Here is a 17,220-nt window from a genome sequence, read left to right on the forward strand (position 1 = left end):
TCTCGCGGTGACCGCTAGGCTCGGGGCATGAACCAGGCCATCCACCACGCGAACGGCAAGGTCCGCTCCCGGCTGGACGACCTCGGCGAGCAAACCAGCGAGACCATCGCGGACATCAAGCCGAAGGCTCCGGGGCTGGATCCATCTCGTGTCCACTCCCCTCGTCCTCGCCGCCGGCATCGTGCTGATCTGCCTGTCTCCCACGGCGACCACCAAGATCGGATCGGCGCTGTACGCCGGCTCGGCGCTCCTGCTCTTCGGCACCTCCGCGCTCTACCACCGCGGCACCTGGTCACCGAAGGTCTGGCAGATCCTCAACCGGTTCGACCACTCCAACATCTTCTTGTTCATCGCCGGCTCCTACACGCCGTTCGCGCTGATCCTGCTCGACGGCACCTCGCGGGTGGTGATGCTCTCGACGGTGTGGACCGGGGCGCTGCTCGGCATCGGCTTCAAGCTTGTTCTGGCCGACCGCGCCGCGCTGGCTCTCCGCCCCCATCTACATCGCGCTCGGGTGGGCCGCGATCTTCTTCATCCCGGCCTTCTTCGACGGTGCGACCGCGCTCGGGCTGGGCATCGGCATCGCCATCTTCGTGCTGATCGCGGTCGGTGGGGCGCTCTACACGCTGGGCGGCCTGGTCTACGGCTTCCAGTGGCCGAACCCCTCGCCGCGCGTGTTCGGCTTCCACGAGATCTTCCACGGCTTCACCATCGCCGCCTTCGTGGCGCACTACGTCGGCGTCTCGCTCGCGACGTACTCGCTGCGCTGACTCGGGCCCGGCGACGCAACTACCGAATTTGTCGTGTCCCGGCCCGTTCCGTGACGAATTCGGTAGTTGCGTGGCGCTCAGGAGCGGCTCAGCAGCACCAGCACCTCGGCGTGCGGGGTCTGCGGGAACATGTCGAGCAGCCGTCCCCGCACGACGCGGTACGACGCGAGGCCGGCCAGGTCGCGCGCCAGGGTCTCGGGGTTGCAGGCTGGAGTAGAGCACGTGACCGGCCCCGGACTCCTCCAACCGGCCCACCAGGTCCGCACCAAGCCCACGTCGCGGCGGGTTGACCACGACCAGGTCGGCGCCGGCTAGGAGCGCCGCGTGCTCGGGTGAGGTCGCATCGCCCGTGGCGAACGCGATCTCACCGGGCAGGCCCGCCTCGTCGCGGGAGCGCTCGGCACTGGCGATCGCGTCGGCGCTGATCTCGATCCCGGTGACGGCGCGGCCGGGCGCGGCCAGGTGCAACGCGAAGCCGCCGACCCCGCAGTAGAGGTCGACCACGCGGCGCGGAGCGAGGTCCGCGGTCCACTTGGCCGCCAGCGCGTAGAGCCTCGGCGGCCACGTCGGTGTTGGTCTGGAAGAAGCCTGCGCGGGCGCAGGTGCAGCACGATGCCGCCCGGACCAGCCGGGCCACCCGGACCACCCGGACCACCCAGCCGCATCGGCAGCGTCTCCTCCTCGGTGAGCACGACCTCCCGCTCGCCCTCGAGGACGGCGCGGTGCTCGGGCTGGATGTTGAGCGTCAGCACCCGCAGCGCAGGCAGCCGCTCGCGCAGCCACGGCAGGTGCTTGCGCACCCGTGCCTCGGTGGCGGTCGAGCGCAGCACCAGGCGCACCATCAGGCTCCCCGTCCGGGGACTCGGTCACCAGCACGTGCTTGAGCTCGCCGCGCTGGCTCACGGGCACCGTGGACGCCACGTCGTAGGGCGTCAGCCCGGCTCGGGTGACCAGCTCGGCGAGCACCGGCAGCGCGGCCTCGATCCCCGGCGTGTGCAGCGCGCAGTCGCGCAGGTCCACGCCCACGCCGGTGGGGTCGAGGATGCCGAGGGTCGGCGCCTCGACCGTGCCGCCGACGACCATCTTGGCCTTGTTGCGGAAGCCGTGCGGCCGGCTGGTGACCGGCACCTCCCAGGCCGGGCCCGGGGTGCCCACGAGCGTGCGGGCGGCGGCATCCTTGGCGACCAGCCTGGTCGTCGTACCGGCGCCCGAGCCAGGTGCAGGACCGGCACTCCCCGGCCGCGAAGTGGGCACAGTCGAGCACGGCGAGAGCCATGCCGACCATCGTAGGCTTACGCCTCGTGTCGTCCCTGGAGAAGGTGCAGGCCGCCCCGGTCCTGGCCACCGTGCATCGCCTGGAGCAGCGGATCGAGGCGCGCTTCCCCGGCCGCGGGCTGCACCGCGTCGTCGGCCAGCCTCGCCGAGTCTGGTCTCCGAGGTCGCCTCCTCCACCGCGAGCGCCCGTGGGCGCCGTGGCTGGCTGCGTCCGGCGTCCCGGGTCGGCATCCTGGCCGTGCTCGCCGCCACCGTCGCGCTGCTCGTCCTCGCGGCCCGTGCGGCCGTCGCCGACGCCCCCGACCAGGGCCTGGAGTGGGTGCCGCTGCTGGAGAGCGGCGTCAACGACCTGGTGTTCGCCGCGCTGGCGATCTGGTTCCTCTACTCGGTGCCCGAGCGCCTGCAGCGTGCCGGACTGCTCGACCTCCTGCACCGGCTCCGCTCGATGGCGCACATCGTCGACATGCACCAGCCACCAAGGACCCCGAGCGCCTGCGCTCGTCGTTCAGCCCGACCGAGCGCAGCGTCGCGATGGACCTCACGCCCGACGAGTCTCGAGCACTACCTCGACTACTGCTCCGAGGCGCTGAGCCTCATCGGCAAGGCCGCCGCCCTGTGTGCGGAGGAGTCGCGCGACGCGATCGTGCTCGACACGGTGAGCACGGTCGAGACGCTGACCGTGTCGCTGGAGCGGAAGATCTGGCAGAAGATCTCGATCCTCAACGACGGCCGGGGACCGAGCGGCGCTGCCTGAGCCGTTTGGGTAGTCGGCCGGGCGGGCACGAGCACCGTCATGCGCATCCTCTCTCGGGTCCTCGCCCTCGTCGCGGTCCTCGCCGGACTGACCGTCCTGCCCGGCCCGGCCGCCCAGGCGGCGTACTACAACACCTACGGCGACGTCGCACCCACGCCCGACACCAGCGGCACGACGGGCGCCCAGGGCTTCGCGGCCGGCTCGACGTACCTCTACTCGATCAAGAACCGGACCAGCGACGACGGCCGCGCGGTGATCTACCGGGTGAACAAGACGACCGGCGCCCGGGTCGTGATGACCAACGGCACCGACAAGCGGGCCTACAACACCTGGCTCGGGCACGCCAACGACATGACCATCGTCGACATCGACGGCAAGCACCACTTCTTCGTCGTGACCATGGAGAAGACCGGCGCCCAGCCTGGTGAAGCCTGCGCTACGACGGCACGACGTACTACAAGGTCGGCTCCTACAAGATCACGCTGAACGGCGCGGTCGCGGCGCCCTCGGGTGTCACCCGGGTCGCGGTGAGCAGCACCACCATCCGGTTCTTCTTCAAGAGCAGCCGCCAGGTCTACAACGGCACGCTGCCGCTGCGGGCGAACACCGGGACGATCGCGCTCACCAAGGCCTTCGTGATCGATGTCGCCAGTGCCCGTGTCAACGGTGCGACGGTCTCGGACATCGGTACCTTCCTGCACCAGGGCTTCTTCTACGACGCCGCGAAGCAGACGCTGTACGTGCCGCTGACCAAGGCCAACCGCAGCATCGTCCTCGTCTACCGCGCGATCACCCCTGCCCGGACGGCGACCGCCACCGCCGACCAGAACCTCTCCTTCCGGATCACCTCCTCGACGTACTCCAAGTTCGAGATCGAGGGCGTCGGTCTCAGCGGCGGGCGGCTCTATTTCAACACCAACCGGGCGAACTCCTCCGGCGCCCACGACGGAGTGCACGTCTTCAAGAGCCTACACCGTCTGATCGTTCACACGGTGGAGTTCGTGCCGATCGGGTAACACCCGTCCATGAGCCACGACCACACGCCTGCGAGGGGCCGCCCGTGACGGCGGACGTCGTCTACCTCGTCGCCGGCGTCAGCCTCCTGCTCGCCATCGTCCTGCCCGCGCTCCTGCACCGCTGGGCGATCTCGGCACCGATGGTGCTGCTGGCGGTCGGGCTCCTCATCGGCCTGACGCCGCTGCCCGACGGCATGCCGCTCGACCCGGCCGCCAACCGGGGCGTCATCGAGCACGTCACCGAGTCTCGCGGTGATCGTGTCGCTGATGGGCGTGGGCCTCGCCCTCGACCGGCCGCTGAGCCTGCTCAGGAGGAGCACCTGGCGCTCGTGGGGCTCGACGTGGCGGATGCTCGGCATCGCCATGCCGCTCACCATCGCGGCGATGACAGTGCTGGGCCTGACGCTGGGCCTCGGCCTCGCCGCGGCCCTGCTGCTCGGCTCGGCACTGGCACCCACCGACCCGGTGCTGGCCTCCGACGTCCAGGTCGCCGGTCCCCAGACGGCGGTCGAGCACGAGATCGAGGAGCCCGACGAGCTCCGCTTCACCCTCACCAGCGAGGCCGGTCTCAACGACGCCCTCGCCTTCCCCTTCGTCTACGCCGCCCTCTTCCTCGCGCTCGGGCACACCAGCCCCGCCGAGTGGGCCGGCTGGCTCGCCTGGCAGGGCATCGGCAAGGTCGTCGTCGGCATCGCGATCGGCATCGCGGTCGGCCACACCCTGGCCCGGGTCGCCTTCCGCTCTCGCCTGGCCTCGCTCCGGGTCGCCGAGCGGGGCGAGTCCCTGACGGCGCTCGCCGCCCTCGTCACGGCGTACGGCGCCGCGGAGGTCGCGCACGGCTACGGCTTCCTCGCCGTCTTCGCCTGCGCGATGACCTTCCGCTCCGCCGAGCGCAGTCACGACTACCACGCCGCCATGCACGAGGTCGTCGAGCGGCTGGAGCGGCTGCTCACCCTGCTGCTCCTGCTGGTCCTCGGCATCGCGATCAGCCGCGGGCTGCTCGCCGACCTGGACGGGCGCGGGGTCGCCGCCGGCCTGGCGCTCATCCTCCTCGTCCGGCCCGCGGCCGGGGTCCTCGCCCTGGTCCGGGACCCGCGCCTCGACCGCCCCCAGCGCTGGACGATCGCCTTCTTCGGCGTCCGCGGGATCGGCTCGGTCTACTACCTCGCCTACGCCGCGGGCGAGGCGCCCGCGCTGGTCTCGGACTGGATGTGGGCGACGGTGGGCTTCACCATCGCCGCCTCGGTCCTCGTGCACGGAACCCTCGGCGCGCCGCTCCTGAAACGCGCGGGCGCCCTGGACCCCCTAGGCGTGCGCTGAGCCCGGGTCGGCCGCCACCACCTCCCCGATGACCCGGGCCGCTTCCGGGTAGGCTCGCGGGCTCCGGGCCGGTGAAGGTGAGCCGCAGGAAGGCCCCCGACGGCTCGGCCGGGAACCACTCGTCCCCGCCGGAGACCCACACGCCGCGGGCCGCGCAGTCGCGGACCAGGCGCTCGACGTCCGTGCCGTCGGGCAGCCGGGCCCACAGGTGCAGTCCCCCGGTCGGTACGACGCCCACGGAGATCCCCGGCACCGGCCGCAACGCGTCCAGCAGCAGCCCCCGCCGCTCGCGCAGCTTGCACCCGCAGCCGGCGCAGGTGGCTGCGCCAGCCGGGGTCGCTGACCACCTCCAGCGCGGCCTGCTGGAGCAGCCCGCTGACGTACATCGACTCCGCCGCCCGGTCCCCCAGGATCCGCTCCCGTGCCGGCCCGCGCGCGATCACCGCCGCCACCCGCACGGCCGGCGAGACGCTCTTGGTCAGCGTGCGCAGGTAGACCACGTGCCCGGCGTCGTCGAGCGCGGCGACCGGGCGCGACGCGCTGTCGATGGCCAGGTCGTGCGCCCAGTCGTCGTCGACGAGGAAGGCACCGTGGTGGCGGACCACCTCCAGCACCTCCTCGGCCCGCTCCGGGCTCCACTGCACGCCGGTGGGGTTGGCGAAGTTCGGCTGCGCGTAGAACGCCCGCGCCCCGGTCTCCCGGAACGCCCGGTCGAGGTCCTCGGGGTCGGGACCGTCGGGGCGCGCCGGCACCGGGACCGGTACGACGCCCGCCTGCTGCGCCGCGAGGATCGCGCCCCAGTACGTCGGCGACTCGACCAGCAGCGCCGCGCCCGGCGCCACGAGTGCACGGAAGATCGAGGACAGCGCGCTCTGGCTGCCCGGGGCGATCGCGACGTCCGCGGCGCTCACGGCCGCGAGGTGGGCCGGCGTCGCGTCGGCGAGCTCGGCCGCGAACCACGCCCGCAGGCTCCGGCAGCCCGGCGGAGGGCGCGCGGCCGGTCGCCGCGGCGCTGCGGGAGGCGCGCACCAGCGCGGAGCGGACCAGGCGCTCGGGCAGCAGACTCGGGCCCGGGATAGCCGCCGTGCAGGGCGATCGCGCCGGGCGGCGCGTCGCGCAGCGGGCCGGGCAGGGTGCCGAGCCGGGCGCGCGGCGTGCGCAGCGCTGCGGTCTGCCAGCCGAAGTCCGCGCCGCGGCTGGGCCGTACGGCGCGCACGAAGCCTGCCGACGCCGGGCCGGGACTCGACGAGGCCCTCGGCCACCAGCCGGCGCAGCGCCTTCTGCACGGTGACCGGGCTGGCGGCGTGCTCGCTGACGAGGGCGCGGCTCGACGGCAGCCTGCGCACCGGTGGGCGCGTCGTGGATCCAGGTGCGCAGCGCCTGCAGGATCCGATCGCTGCTATCGCTAGTCATGTCAGTACAGAGTAGCGCTATCGTCTCTCGACGGCACCTGCTATCCAGCCTTCCGGCCGGCCTCGGCTGGGGCGTCCTCGGTGTCGCCGCCTTCTCCTTCACCGTGCCGCTGAGCCGGCTCGCGGTCGCGGACCTCTCCCCGCTCTTCATCGGCGCGGGCCGGGCCGTCGTCGCCGCGGCCCTCGCCACCACGGCGCTCACGCTCACCCGGCAGGCGCTCCCCCGCGGTCGCCAGTGGCTTCGTCTGGCCGTGGTCGCGGCCGGCGTGGTGGCGGGCTTCCCACTGTTGACGACGTACGCCCTCACCGAGGTGCCCGCCAGCCACGGCATCGTCGTGATCGCGCTGCTGCCGGCGGCCACCGCGGTGCTCGCGGTGCTGCGCACCGGCGAGCGGCCGGTGCGCGCGTTCTGGGCGTTCTCCGCGCTCGGTGCACTCGCCGCCGTCGGCTTCGCGCTCGCCCAGGGCGGTGGCCTGGGGCAGGTGCACCGCGCGGACCTGCTGCTGTTCGCGGCCGTCCTCGTCTGCGCGATGGCGTACGCCGAGGGCGGGCTGCTCACCCGGGAGCTCGGCTCCTGGCAGACCATCTCCTGGGCGCTCGTCGTGGCGAGCCCGGTGATGGCGACGCTGACGCTGGTCAGCGTGCTGCGGGAGCCGCCGACGGGCTCGCCGGCGGCCTGGGCGAGCCTTCGCCTACCTCGCGGTGGTGAGCATGTACCTCGGCTTCTTCGCCTGGTACCGAGGTCTCGCGCTCGGGCCGATGGCACAGGTCAGCCAGGTGCAGCTCGGCCAGCCGGTGCTCAGCCTGCTGTGGGCGGGCCTGCTGCTGGGCGAGCACATCGGCCTCGCCACGGTGCTCGGCGGGCTCCTGGTGATCGCGCTGGCGGGTGGCGCTACTTCTTCCCGCGGCCGTAGAGCCCCCGCACCACCTTCGTGAGCCTGCTGCTCCTCCTTGGCCGTACGGCGGAAGGTGGTCAGCGCGATCGCCGGCTTGAACCGCTGCCGCGCGATCGCGTGCGGGTAGGTGAACTCGCGCAGCCCGTCCGGGCCGTGGATCCGGCCGAAGCCGGAGTCGCCGACGCCGCCGAAGGGCAGCGTCGGGATGCCCGCGAAGGAGATCACGCCGTTGATCGCGGTCATCCCGGCCCGCAGCCGCTCGGCGATCTCCATGCCGTGCTCCTTGGAGAACACCGTGGAGCCGAGGGCGTAGCGGGTGCCGTTGGCGCGCTCGATCGCCTCGTCCATGCTCGCGACGCGGCTGACGGTGACGGTCGGGCCGAAGGTCTCCTCCTGCACCGCCGCCGAGTCCTCCGGTACGTCGACCAGCACGGTCGGCTGCACGAAGCGGGCGCCCTCGGGCACCGGACCGCCGACCAGAGCCCGGCCGCCCCGGGCCAGGGCGTCGTCGATGTGGCGACGGATGATGTCCACCTGCGACGGCATGGTGATCGGGCCGACCTGGCCACCGGGCTCGGCCTTGAGCCTTGCGTGCCTCCACGACGAGCCGGTCCAGGAAGGCGTCGTACACCCGGTCGTGGACGTAGACCCGCTCGACGCCCGCGCAGGTCTGCCCGGCATTGGCGGCGGCGCCCCACAGCGCGGCCTCGGCCGCCTCGTCGAGGTCGGCGTCCTCGGCGACGAGCAGCGCGTCCTTGCCGCCGGCCTCGATCACGACGGGGGTCAGGGTCTCCGCGCAGGAGGCCATCACCCGCTTGCCGGTGGCGGTGGAGCCGGTGAAGGCGACCTTGTCGACGCCGGCCGCGGTGAGCGCGGCGCCGGTCTCGCCGTAGCCGGTGACGACCTGGAGGACCGGACGGCCGACGGCCTCGCGGAAGGTCGCGGCGAGCCACTCGCCGACGCCGGGGGTGTACTCCGAGGGCTTGAAGACGACCGCGTTGCCCGCCGCGAGGGCGTAGGCGATCGAGCCCATCGGGGTGAAGACGGGGTAGTTCCACGGGCCGATCACGCCGACGACGCCGAGCGGGCGGTACTCCACGCTGGCGGCCTGGTTGACCATCAGCAGGCCCGGGGAGACGCTGCGCCGCTTGAGCACCTTCTCGGCGTGGCCCGCGGCCCACGCGAGGTGGTCGATCGCCAGCGCGGTCTCGAGCAGCGCGTCACCGGTCGGCTTGCCCGTCTCGCGCGCCATCAGCGCGGCGAGTCTCGTCCATCCGGCGCGCGATCACCTTGCGCCACTTCACGAGCGCCTTCTTGCGGCCGTCGAAGCCGAGGGCACGCCAGCGCTCGGCCTCCTTGCGGGCGGTGTCCACGGCCGCCCGGACCTGCGCGGCGTCGTGGATCGGGTGGGTGCCGACGACCTCGCCGGTGGCGGGGTTCAGCGAGTCGAACGTCGTGGCGGCCGGAGCCTCGGTGCTGGTCACATACTGACGGTACTGCCCGACGTACCCCTAGCGGAACGGTCCCACCAGCAGGACCACGAGGACGAAGAAGGCGGCCACCACGATCCCCGCGGCCGTCGCGGCCGCGAGCGGGCGGCGCCGGGCCAGCCACTCCGCCGCCTGGTACGCCGCGGTGAGCAGCGCCAGCACCACCGTGACGTGCAGCAGCACCGCCAGCGCGACCCCGCTGACCACACCGGCGACGGCGAAACGACCCCAGGTCAGCCCGAGCAGCAGCGGTACGACGACCGCGCCCGCCAGCCCGCCGGCGAGTCTCCAGCCCGGTCGAGCGCTCGCCCATCCACGGCAGCACGTCGAGCACGTCGAAGAGGTCCAGCGTCGCGAGCACGCCCAGCACGACGATCAGCAGCAGGGTGATGCCCGCGGTGAGCCGGTAGCGCAGGTGGCGGGCCGGCGACCAGGACGCCGAGCCGGCGGCGATCGTGCCGAGGGTGACCGCCGACCAGATCAGCCACGAGCGGACCAGCCCGGTGTCGGTGTCGCGCATCGCGGCGCGGAACACCCGGTCGGCCTCGACCCGGTCGATCACGTCGCCCGCGGTCGCGACGTACGTCGGCGGCTCGTGGCGCCCGTGCACCAGACCGTCGTGGAGCAGCGCGGGCGGCAGGTGGCGACCGGTGCGCGGCACCAGCCAGGTGAAGAGCGTCGGCACCGAGGTCAGGTCGGTCTCGAAGCCTGCCGAGGTCCTTCGGGACGAGCAGGACGCCGTGCTCGCGGTCGCGGTAGGCGATCCGGCGCAGCATCCGGAAGGCTCTCCGTGCGCCGCTGCAGGTCACCGGACTCGACGCGCTCGAGCACGATCCGCGGCGGGCTGGCCGGGTCCGGGGGCTCGGCGTCCGTGCCGCCGTCGTGGAACCGGTCCGGCTCGGCGGCGATCGGGTGCATCAGCACCGGCCCTCGCCGAGCGCGACCAGGCCGTTGCGGTCGCCGGTGGCGAAGTCGGGCTGGCCGACGTTGTCGGCGTACATCGGCTCGGCGCGGGAGTCGACGTGGTCGAGGCCGACGAGGTGACCCAGCTCGTGCAGCAGGATCGCCCGCGCCCGGACGTCGCCGTCGCGCTCGTCGGCCAGGTCGTCGTACACGTCGGTGTCGAGGGTGACCTGCCCGGTGACGTACCGCATCCAGCCGTCGGTGCCGTTCCCCAGCGCGACCGCGCCGCCGACGCCGGCGACGTCGCCCTTCAGCCTCCTCGACCTCGTCCGCGGTGGCCCACGCGATCAGCACCGGCTCCTTGCGGCCCATCGGGACGAGCCGGGCCTTCCAGGACGGGCGGCGGTCGGTGCGGCCGAGGTAGTCGAAGCGCAGGCCGGTGATCTGCGAGACCTCGGCGATCGCGTCGGCGACGGTCTCCTCGGCGTCGTTCGCGCTGCCCGGGGCGCCGTCGGGGTTGACCTGGTAACGGATCTCGCGGCACGGGCTCCACGCCACCGGGGTGCCGGTGTCGTGCGGCTGGGTCTGCAGGAAGGCATAGGTCCCGCCGGGCGGTACGTCGGCCGGCGCGCCCAGCGGGTCCTGACCGATCCCGAACACGCGGCGGATGGCCGCGAGCTCGTCGCCCGGGCCGACCATGATCATCGCGGCCAGCACCACGGTGCTGATGACCAGCGCCAGCCCGGAGCGCCAGCGCTCGCTCACCCGATCTCCTCGGGGCGGGTCACCGGCCGCTCGCACACGAAGCCCCGGCACACGTACGCCGCCGGGCGGCCCTCGACCGCCTCGCGCGCGTCGAGCAGCGGGATGCCCTCGACCGGGCCGTCGGCGGCGACCACGACGGCGCCGGGGATCGTCAGCGCCTTGCGCTCCAGGGCGTCCCGCTCGGCTCCCGCCGGGCCGACGACGGCGATCTCCAGCGGCCCGTCGAGCATCGTCGTGGCGGCCGCCAGCGACCAGCCCGCGAACCGCGGCGCCTTCTCCGCGAGCACCGCGACGGTGCTGACCGCCGCCTCCGCGGCATCGCGGTAGCGGCCCTCCCCCGTCAGCGCGTGCGCCTCGACGAGCGCGTGCACCAGGGCGCTGAACCCGCTCGGGCTGGCGTTGTCGCCCGGGTCGCGGGGCCGGGTCACCAGGGTCTCCGCGTCGCGGTGGGTGTCGAAGAACCCGCCGTCCTCGGCGGTGAACCCGTCCAGCGCGGTGTCGAGGAGGGCGGTCGCCGCGGTGAGCCAGCGCGGGTCGGCGGTCGCCTGCGCGAGGGCCAGGAAGCCCGACGCCACGCACCCGTAGTCCTCCAGCACGCCCGCGTGCGCGCCGGCGGTGCCATCGCGGGACACCCGGAGCAGCCGGTTGTCGTGCACGTGGAGGCGCAGCAGGAGCCTCGCCCGCCTCCTGGGCTGCGTCGAGGTAGTCCGGGCGGCCCAGCCGGCGGGCCGCGTCCACCAGCCCGCTGATCGCCAGGCCGTTCCAGGCGGCGACCACCTTGTCGTCGCGCGCCGGGCGCGGACGCTTCTCGCGGGCGGCGTACAGCACCTGGCGGACGTGGGCCAAGCGCTGCCGGCCGTCCTCGTCCGCCGGGTAGTGGCGCAGCCTGCAGGGTCGACGTACCGTGTTCGAAGGTGCCCTCCGCCGTCACCCCGAACAGGCTCCGCCGCCCACGCCCCCTCGTCGGGCCCGAGCTCGGCGACCAGCCGGGTGGGCGTCCAGACGTAGAACAGCCCCTCCTCCGCGTGCCCGCCCGGCTCGATCGGGCTGTCCGCGTCGAGCGCCGAGGCGAACCCGCCCTGCTCGGTGCGCAGGCTCGCGGAGCAGGAAGTCGGCGGTCTCGGTCGCGACGCGGTCGCCCTGCTCGGTACCGAGGCGCGCGTAGAGCCCCAGCAGCCTGGGCGTTGTCGTACAGCATCTTCTCGAAGTGCGGCACCACCCAGCCGCGGTCCACGGCGTACCGAGCGAACCCGCCGCCCACCTGGTCGTACATCCCACTCCCGGCCATCGCGGCCTTCGTACGGGCCAACATGTGGCGAGCCTGCTGGCCGCCCTGGCGCCGTAGGAACTCCAGCACCATGGACGGCGGGAACTTCGGCGCGTTGCCGAACCCGCCCGCCATCGCGTCGAACTCGCTGCTCAGCGTCGCGACGGCGGCGTCGATCCGCTCGCTGGTGATGGCGTACGACGGCAGGCTCGCCTCCCGCCGTAGGTGCTCGGCGACATTGCTCGCCGTCGTGCGCACGTCGTCGCCCTTGGTCTCCCACGCGTTGCTCAGCGCCCGCAGCACCTGCGTGAACGACGGCGACCCGTGCCGCGGCTGGTCCGGCAGGTAGGTCCCGGCGAAGAACGGCGCCCCCTCGTGGTCCATCACCACCGTCATCGGCCACCCACCCTGGCCGGTCATCGCGGTCGTCGCCTGCATGTAGACCGCATCCACGTCCGGCCGCTCCTCGCGGTCGACCTTGATGCTCACGTAGTGCTCGTTGAGGTAGTCCGCCGTCGCCTGGTCCTCGAACGACTCGTGCGCCATCACGTGGCACCAGTGGCAGGCGGCGTACCCGACGCTGAGGAGGATCGGCACGTTGCGGCGCTTCGCCTCCGCGAACGCCTCCGGCCCCCACTCCCACCAGTCGACGGGGTTGTCGGCGTGCTGGAGCAAGTAGGGGGACGTGGCGGAGCCGAGGCGGTTCACGGCCCTACGGTCTCACGTCTCTAAGCCGCAATGCCTCGCCGTGAGGATGAACAAACCGCCGAGACCGCCTACCGACGAAGCCTCAGTTGAGATGACACGGCGACTGACTCCAAAACGTTCGGCACAGCCTGCAACGAGTGCGCGCCGGGTTTCCGGGCGTTACTTCATATCGGCCGGCAAAGTTCTCCCAATTGCGGCTGCGTCTGAGGAAGACTACTAGCCGGCAACGTCAGTGATCGCTCCACGGCCGAATTCGGTCGGCGTCTGGCCCATTTCTGAGTAGCACCCCGGCCGAGACCGTGTACAATTTCGCGAGTCTCAGTGGAAATCTCGGGAGGCAGCGACATTGATGTTCCACGAGTGACGAAGACGAACTCTTCTAGAGTGTGTCGGACCAACCTCAAGCGGGTCGCTTCGGCTTCCAGGTCAGCGACCTCTATTTCCTCTCGACGCGACTTGTCACTTCCGGCCCTGCCCGGTTTCAGGCGCTCTAGAGTTGGAGGCAATGCCCGATTTACTACTTCAACAGTTCCATCCGGACCGTCCATGCCAGTGGACTCGTTCCAACCGATCATCCAGTCGCCGTGCATAAAATCGTTTCGGCGCTCAATCTCGTCGAAGACCTGCTTTTTAGGGCCTTTACGAGTTTTTCCGAGTCGGATGATCCTTCAACTGCCCTCTCCAGTACAGCGAAGCAAACATTTGCAAGTGGACGCGCAGTGATCTCTCCCATAAGAAGACGAGATACCTCAAATGCCGGACCTACTAGGTCAGAGAGACTGATTATCGCTCGCTGCATCGATTGGCAGAGCGACGAGAACTCGTAAACGTACCTGCCCAGGGCCGCAAACGCCCGCTCGTTCTCTTCATCGCGAGTAGACACCCTCCGAGGATACTTAACGCGAGCGAGAATTGCGCGAGTGACGGTTTGCGGTCTCACCCGAACCGCGTCCACCCCTCCAGTACGACGAGCGTCTTGGTGCTGGCCACCGCCCCACCCGACCGGAGCGAGTTCCACCACCCGCCGCAGGTCCTCGACGCCTTCTACTCGCAGACGGACCAGGGCGTCCGGGTCACCGGCGAGAGTGAGCACCTCCTCCACCTCCGGTACGCCGGCGACGAACTCGAGCACCTGCGCCAGGTCGAGGTCGTCGGAGAAGCGCAGGCTCCATGACGGCCTCGATGCCGGTGGCGATCCGGCCGTGGTTGATCTGGACCGTGTAGCGCTCGATCACGCCGAGCTTCTCCAGGCGGGCGATGCGGCGTTGGACGGGGGCGACGGTGAGGCCGACGGACTGGGCGATCTCGCGCAGGGGGCGGCGGGCGTTCTCGCGCAGGAGGTCGAGGATGGCGCGGTCGGTGGCGTCGATGACGGCGGCGTCGGTCACGCAACAAACGATAAGCGATACACCACGATCGTTGCTCACAAAGCAGACGAAACAGCCGGATGGTTGCGGATCTTCGCTCAACTCGACGGCGAGTGTTGTGACCGGGAGCACGCAGAGGACACGCTTCTCGCGCACCCGCACGTACGCGCACGCACGAGGAGAGCCCCGCATGACCGAGTCCTGCTCAACCGCCCGACCACGCCGGAGCCGGCGACGCCGTACGACCTGGCGGACCGGTTCCGCACGGACGCCCCGCCGATGCTGCTGACCGGCGTGCAGGCGATCGCGCGGCTGCTGGTGGAGCACCGGGCGCTGGACCGGCGCCGCGGGCTCAAGACCGCGAGCCTTCGTGTCGGGCTACCAGGGCAGCCCGCTCGGCGGTCTGGACAAGATGCTCGGCGACATGCGCGACGTGCTCGACGCCAACGACATCCGGTTCGTGCCGGGGCTCAACGAGGAGCCTGGCGGCGACGGCGGTGTGGGGCAGCCAGATCGACCTGCCGGCCGCCCCCGCGAAGTACGACGGCGTGACGGGCTTCTGGTACGGCAAGGGCCCCGGCGTCGACCGGGCGACGGATGCCCTGCGCCACGCCAACATGTACGGCGTGAACCGCCGCGGTGGCGCCGTCCTCCTCGTGGGCGACGACCCGGCGTCGAAGTCCTCGACCGTGCCGGCGGTCAGCGAGCGCTCGCTCGCCGCGCTGGGCATCCCCGTCCTCTTCCCACGCAACGCGACCGAGATCGTCACGCTGGGCCTGCACGCCATCGAGATGTCGCGCGCGTCCGGCTGCGTCGTCGCGCTCAAGATCGTCGCGGACGTCGCGGACGGCGCGTGGGTCGTCGACAGCAAGGACCTGCAGGTCAACCCGATCGCCCCCGCGATCGACTGGAACGGCAACCCCTACGCCTACACGCAGAGCCCGATCGTGCTGCGCCCGGCGATGATCGTCGGCGCGGAGGCGGAGCCTGGTGGGCCCGCGGACCGCGCTGGTGCACGAGTACTCCGCGCGCAACGACCTCAGCGTCACCGAGGTCGACGCCCCCGGCGCCAAAGCTCGGACTGGTCGCGTCGGGCTCCTGCTTCGACTCGCTGCGCCAGGCGCTGAAGGACCTCGGCGTGAAGGACGAGGCGCTGGCCGAGGTCGGCGTCCGGGTGATGCGGCTGGGCATGATGAGCCCCGTCGAGCCCGAGGCCGTACGACGCTTCGCGGCCGGCCTGGAGGAGATCGTCGTCATCGAGGACAAGACGTCCTTCATGGAGACCCAGATCCGGGACCTGCTCTACGGCACCGAGAACGCGCCGCGGATCCTCGGCAAGAAGGACGCGACTGGCCAGCCTGCTCGTGCCGGCCGACGGCGAGTCTCACCGCGGGCCGCCTGCTGGCGCCGCTGCGCCACGCCCTGGAGAACTGGGTGACGGTGGCTCCGCCGCAGCGTCCGCGCACGGTCCTGCCGCTGCTCTCGGCCAGCCGCTCGGCGTACTTCTGCTCCGGCTGCCCGCACAACCGCTCGACCGTCCTGCCCGAGGGCTCGATGGGCGGCGGCGGCATCGGCTGCCACGTCATGGTCACCATCTCCGACCGTCCGGAGAGCGCCGTGACCGGCGTGACCCAGATGGGCGGCGAAGGCGCGCAGTGGATCGGCCAGGCCTGGTTCACCGACGCCGACCACATGTTCCAGAACGTCGGCGACGGCACCTTCTTCCACTCCGCCCAGCCTCGCCGTGCAGGCCTGCATCGCGGCGGGGGTGAACATCACCTACAAGATCCTGCACAACGACGTCGTCGCGATGACCGGCGCGCAGGACGCCGAGGGCGCGCTCACCGTGCCGCAGCCTGACGCACAATGCCTGACCACCGAGGGCGTCAAGAAGATCATCGTCTGCGCCGACGAGCCCGGCCGCTACCGCCGCCGCGAGCTTTGCCGCCGGCACGCTGCTGTGGGACCGCGACCGCCTCGACGAGGCCCAGCGCCTGCTCCGCGACGTCCCCGGCGTGACCGTGCTGATCTACGACCAGCACTGCGCCGCCGACGCCCGCCGCCAGCGCAAGCGGGGCGCACTCCCCCAGCGCACCCAGCGCGTCGTCATCAACGAGGCGGTCTGCGAGGGCTGCGGCGACTGCGGCATGAAGTCCAACTGCCTCTCGGTGCAGCCGGTCGAGACGGAGTACGGCCGCAAGACGCGGATCGACCAGACCTCCTGCAACACCGACTACAGTTTGCCTCGACGGCGACTGCCCGTCCTTCGTCACCGTCGAGACGGCGCCCTCCAAGCGCCGTACCAAGGACAAGGCGAAGGCCACCAAGCCCGCCCGCAAGACCATCCCGACGCCGCCCCCGGTCGCCGCGAGCCCCGCCGAGGAGCGGGTCGCCTCGACCCAGAACGTCTTCATGGTCGGCATCGGCGGCACCGGCATCGTGACCGTCAACCAGGTGCTGGCGACCGCCGCCCTGCGGGCCGGGTACGCCGTCGAGTCGCTCGACCAGACGGGCATGAGCCAGAAGGCGGGGCCGGTCGTCGGTCACCTGCGGTTCGCGGCCGGTGATCTGGAGCCCGCCAACCGGCTCACCCCGGGCTCGGCGGACTGCTTCCTCGGCTTCGACCTGCTGACCCTCGCCGAGGACCGCAACCTCACCTACGGCGACGCCTCCCGCACCCGCACGGTGGTCTCCACCAGCCGCACCCCCACGGGCGCCATGGTCAACGACCCCACCGTGCAGCACCCGGACGAGTCCGGCCTGCTCGAGCGGGTCCGCACCGCGAGCCTCGCGCTGTTCGACTTCGACGCCCTGGAGGCGGCCGAGCGGATCTTCGGCAACACCCTCGCCGCGAACTTCCTGCTCGTCGGTGCCGCCCACCAGGCCGGCGCCCTGCTGCTCCCGGCCGCCGCCATCGAGGAGGCCATCGAGATCAATGGCACCGCGGTCGCGGCGAACGTCGCCGCCTTCCGCTGGGGTCGCGTCGCGGTCGCCGACCCGGCGGCCTTCCGCGCGGCGGGCACCGCCGCGGCGACGCACGAGGCGCCGGTCGTCGTACCGCCTGCGTCGGTCGCGGCCTCCGGGCTGGAGGGCGAGTCTGCTGCGCCTGGTGAGCCAGCGCGCCGCGGACCTGGTCGCCTACCAGGACGAGAAGGCTGGCCGACTCCTACGTCGCCCTGGTCCGCGAGGTCGCCGCCGCCGAGCGTGCGGTGACCACCGAGACCCGCTTCAGCGAGTCGGTGGCGCGCCACCTGTTCAAGCCTGACGGCGTACAAGG

The 17,220-nt window shown here is 72.0% G+C and carries 24 protein-coding genes and 3 pseudogenes; 12 read left to right on the forward strand and 15 right to left on the reverse strand.

The genetic code is table 11. The features are described 5' to 3' along the window. Positions 1-181: 181 nt before the first annotated feature. Both G5V59_RS13345 and G5V59_RS13350 read left to right on the forward strand, forming a co-directional pair. Positions 182-388 (forward strand): annotated as a pseudogene (locus G5V59_RS13345) (hemolysin III family protein); the annotation flags it as partial. A gap of 70 nt (positions 389-458) precedes the next feature. Then, entirely contained in the window at positions 459-770 is a 312-nt protein-coding gene (locus G5V59_RS13350) for a hemolysin III family protein (protein WP_278256763.1), read from the forward strand. Between the two features lie 77 nt (positions 771-847). Here G5V59_RS13350 and G5V59_RS13355 read toward each other — a convergent pair whose 3' ends face one another. From G5V59_RS13355 to G5V59_RS13365, 3 genes are read right to left on the reverse strand one after another with little or no spacing between them, the layout of a single operon-like run. Then, positions 848-1,036: a hypothetical protein gene (locus G5V59_RS13355; RefSeq protein WP_278256764.1), complete on the reverse strand. Its 189-nt coding sequence runs from the start codon at positions 1,034-1,036 to the stop codon at positions 848-850. A gap of 45 nt (positions 1,037-1,081) precedes the next feature. After that, entirely contained in the window at positions 1,082-1,612 is a 531-nt protein-coding gene (locus G5V59_RS13360; protein ID WP_278256765.1) for a hypothetical protein, read from the reverse strand. Continuing rightward, positions 1,612-2,046 (reverse strand): hypothetical protein, encoded by a 435-nt coding sequence (locus G5V59_RS13365; protein WP_278256766.1) that lies wholly within the window; start codon positions 2,044-2,046, stop codon positions 1,612-1,614. Before G5V59_RS13365 ends, G5V59_RS13360 begins: the two co-directional genes overlap by 1 nt. Before the next feature lie 237 nt (positions 2,047-2,283). Between G5V59_RS13365 and G5V59_RS13370 the strand changes: the two genes are divergently transcribed. From G5V59_RS13370 to G5V59_RS13385, 4 genes are all read left to right on the forward strand, one after another. Continuing rightward, entirely contained in the window at positions 2,284-2,799 is a 516-nt protein-coding gene (locus tag G5V59_RS13370) for a hypothetical protein (protein ID WP_278256767.1), read from the forward strand. Between the two features lie 39 nt (positions 2,800-2,838). Beyond that, positions 2,839-3,285 (forward strand): hypothetical protein, encoded by a 447-nt coding sequence (locus tag G5V59_RS13375; protein ID WP_278256768.1) that lies wholly within the window; start codon positions 2,839-2,841, stop codon positions 3,283-3,285. A 41-nt stretch (positions 3,286-3,326) separates the two neighbouring features. Beyond that, positions 3,327-3,815, forward strand: coding sequence for a hypothetical protein (locus G5V59_RS13380; protein ID WP_278256769.1), 489 nt, complete (start codon positions 3,327-3,329; stop codon positions 3,813-3,815). A gap of 267 nt (positions 3,816-4,082) precedes the next feature. Next, complete coding sequence (locus G5V59_RS13385) at positions 4,083-5,135, forward strand: cation:proton antiporter (RefSeq protein ID WP_278259835.1); 1,053 nt, start codon at positions 4,083-4,085, stop codon at positions 5,133-5,135. 386 nt (positions 5,136-5,521) lie between these two features. On the opposite strand, the pseudogene G5V59_RS13390 reads toward G5V59_RS13385, so the two are convergent. The 12 genes and pseudogenes from G5V59_RS13390 to G5V59_RS13445 form a co-directional block, all read right to left on the reverse strand. Beyond that, positions 5,522-6,481: pseudogene (locus G5V59_RS13390) on the reverse strand (aminotransferase class I/II-fold pyridoxal phosphate-dependent enzyme); the annotation flags it as partial. Between the two features lie 107 nt (positions 6,482-6,588). Continuing rightward, the gene (locus G5V59_RS13395) at positions 6,589-7,035 is read right to left on the reverse strand and encodes a hypothetical protein (protein WP_278256770.1); all 447 of its coding nucleotides are present in this window, start codon (positions 7,033-7,035) and stop codon (positions 6,589-6,591) included. 204 nt (positions 7,036-7,239) lie between these two features. Further along, positions 7,240-8,124, reverse strand: coding sequence for an aldehyde dehydrogenase family protein (locus G5V59_RS13400; protein ID WP_341351208.1), 885 nt, complete (start codon positions 8,122-8,124; stop codon positions 7,240-7,242). Further along, positions 8,087-8,695, reverse strand: a pseudogene (locus G5V59_RS13405) (aldehyde dehydrogenase family protein); the annotation flags it as partial. The gene G5V59_RS13400 and the pseudogene G5V59_RS13405, both read right to left, overlap by 38 nt. Continuing rightward, positions 8,664-8,927 (reverse strand): aldehyde dehydrogenase family protein, encoded by a 264-nt coding sequence (locus tag G5V59_RS13410; protein WP_278256771.1) that lies wholly within the window; start codon positions 8,925-8,927, stop codon positions 8,664-8,666. The pseudogene G5V59_RS13405 and the gene G5V59_RS13410, both read right to left, overlap by 32 nt. A 27-nt stretch (positions 8,928-8,954) precedes the next feature. Then, a complete protein-coding gene (locus G5V59_RS13415; RefSeq protein WP_278256772.1) occupies positions 8,955-9,140 on the reverse strand; it encodes a hypothetical protein in 186 nt (61 codons plus the stop codon). A gap of 26 nt (positions 9,141-9,166) precedes the next feature. Continuing rightward, positions 9,167-9,709 (reverse strand): hypothetical protein, encoded by a 543-nt coding sequence (locus G5V59_RS13420; RefSeq protein WP_278256773.1) that lies wholly within the window; start codon positions 9,707-9,709, stop codon positions 9,167-9,169. Next, complete coding sequence (locus G5V59_RS13425) at positions 9,624-10,601, reverse strand: hypothetical protein (protein ID WP_278256774.1); 978 nt, start codon at positions 10,599-10,601, stop codon at positions 9,624-9,626. The genes G5V59_RS13420 and G5V59_RS13425 overlap by 86 nt, the downstream gene beginning before the upstream one ends. Then, complete coding sequence (locus G5V59_RS13430) at positions 10,598-11,029, reverse strand: hypothetical protein (protein WP_278256775.1); 432 nt, start codon at positions 11,027-11,029, stop codon at positions 10,598-10,600. Before G5V59_RS13430 ends, G5V59_RS13425 begins: the two co-directional genes overlap by 4 nt. Next, positions 11,026-12,543 (reverse strand): DUF255 domain-containing protein, encoded by a 1,518-nt coding sequence (locus tag G5V59_RS13435; protein WP_278256776.1) that lies wholly within the window; start codon positions 12,541-12,543, stop codon positions 11,026-11,028. Before G5V59_RS13435 ends, G5V59_RS13430 begins: the two co-directional genes overlap by 4 nt. Before the next feature lie 604 nt (positions 12,544-13,147). Continuing rightward, positions 13,148-13,708, reverse strand: coding sequence for an Lrp/AsnC ligand binding domain-containing protein (locus tag G5V59_RS13440; RefSeq protein ID WP_278256777.1), 561 nt, complete (start codon positions 13,706-13,708; stop codon positions 13,148-13,150). After that, positions 13,650-13,964 (reverse strand): AsnC family transcriptional regulator, encoded by a 315-nt coding sequence (locus G5V59_RS13445; RefSeq protein WP_278256778.1) that lies wholly within the window; start codon positions 13,962-13,964, stop codon positions 13,650-13,652. The genes G5V59_RS13440 and G5V59_RS13445 overlap by 59 nt, the downstream gene beginning before the upstream one ends. Before the next feature lie 258 nt (positions 13,965-14,222). On the opposite strand from G5V59_RS13445, the gene G5V59_RS13450 reads away from it, so the two are divergent. The 6 genes from G5V59_RS13450 to G5V59_RS13475 all read left to right on the forward strand — a co-directional run bounded on the left by G5V59_RS13450 (position 14,223) and on the right by G5V59_RS13475 (position 17,156). Continuing rightward, positions 14,223-14,495 carry a hypothetical protein gene (locus tag G5V59_RS13450; protein ID WP_278256779.1) on the forward strand — a complete coding sequence of 91 codons (273 nt, stop codon included), beginning with the start codon at positions 14,223-14,225 and terminating at the stop codon, positions 14,493-14,495. Then, positions 14,441-15,070, forward strand: coding sequence for a hypothetical protein (locus G5V59_RS13455; protein WP_278256780.1), 630 nt, complete (start codon positions 14,441-14,443; stop codon positions 15,068-15,070). The genes G5V59_RS13450 and G5V59_RS13455 overlap by 55 nt, the downstream gene beginning before the upstream one ends. Positions 15,071-15,081: 11 nt before the next feature. Then, a complete protein-coding gene (locus G5V59_RS13460) occupies positions 15,082-15,381 on the forward strand; it encodes a hypothetical protein (protein WP_278256781.1) in 300 nt (99 codons plus the stop codon). A 2-nt stretch (positions 15,382-15,383) separates the two neighbouring features. Continuing rightward, positions 15,384-15,803: a hypothetical protein gene (locus G5V59_RS13465; RefSeq protein ID WP_278256782.1), complete on the forward strand. Its 420-nt coding sequence runs from the start codon at positions 15,384-15,386 to the stop codon at positions 15,801-15,803. Between the two features lie 155 nt (positions 15,804-15,958). Further along, positions 15,959-16,510, forward strand: coding sequence for a hypothetical protein (locus G5V59_RS13470; protein WP_278256783.1), 552 nt, complete (start codon positions 15,959-15,961; stop codon positions 16,508-16,510). Beyond that, a complete protein-coding gene (locus tag G5V59_RS13475; RefSeq protein WP_278259837.1) occupies positions 16,398-17,156 on the forward strand; it encodes a 2-oxoacid:acceptor oxidoreductase family protein in 759 nt (252 codons plus the stop codon). The genes G5V59_RS13470 and G5V59_RS13475 overlap by 113 nt, the downstream gene beginning before the upstream one ends. Positions 17,157-17,220 lie beyond the last annotated feature (64 nt).

Source organism: Nocardioides convexus (assembly GCF_011090295.1).

Bases quoted from the DNA above. Each gene is read 5' to 3' on its own strand.
- G5V59_RS13360 (WP_278256765.1), bottom strand. From the start codon at position 1,612: ATGGTGCGCCTGGTGCTGCGCTCGACCGCCACCGAGGCACGGGTGCGC.
- G5V59_RS13365 (WP_278256766.1), bottom strand. From the start codon at position 2,046: ATGGCTCTCGCCGTGCTCGACTGTGCCCACTTCGCGGCCGGGGAGTGC.
- G5V59_RS13375 (WP_278256768.1), top strand. From the start codon at position 2,839: ATGCGCATCCTCTCTCGGGTCCTCGCCCTCGTCGCGGTCCTCGCCGGA.
- G5V59_RS13385 (WP_278259835.1), top strand. From the start codon at position 4,083: ATGGGCGTGGGCCTCGCCCTCGACCGGCCGCTGAGCCTGCTCAGGAGG.
- G5V59_RS13400 (WP_341351208.1), bottom strand. From the start codon at position 8,124: ATGCCGGGCAGACCTGCGCGGGCGTCGAGCGGGTCTACGTCCACGACC.
- G5V59_RS13420 (WP_278256773.1), bottom strand. From the start codon at position 9,709: ATGCTGCGCCGGATCGCCTACCGCGACCGCGAGCACGGCGTCCTGCTC.
- G5V59_RS13450 (WP_278256779.1), top strand. From the start codon at position 14,223: ATGCTGCTGACCGGCGTGCAGGCGATCGCGCGGCTGCTGGTGGAGCAC.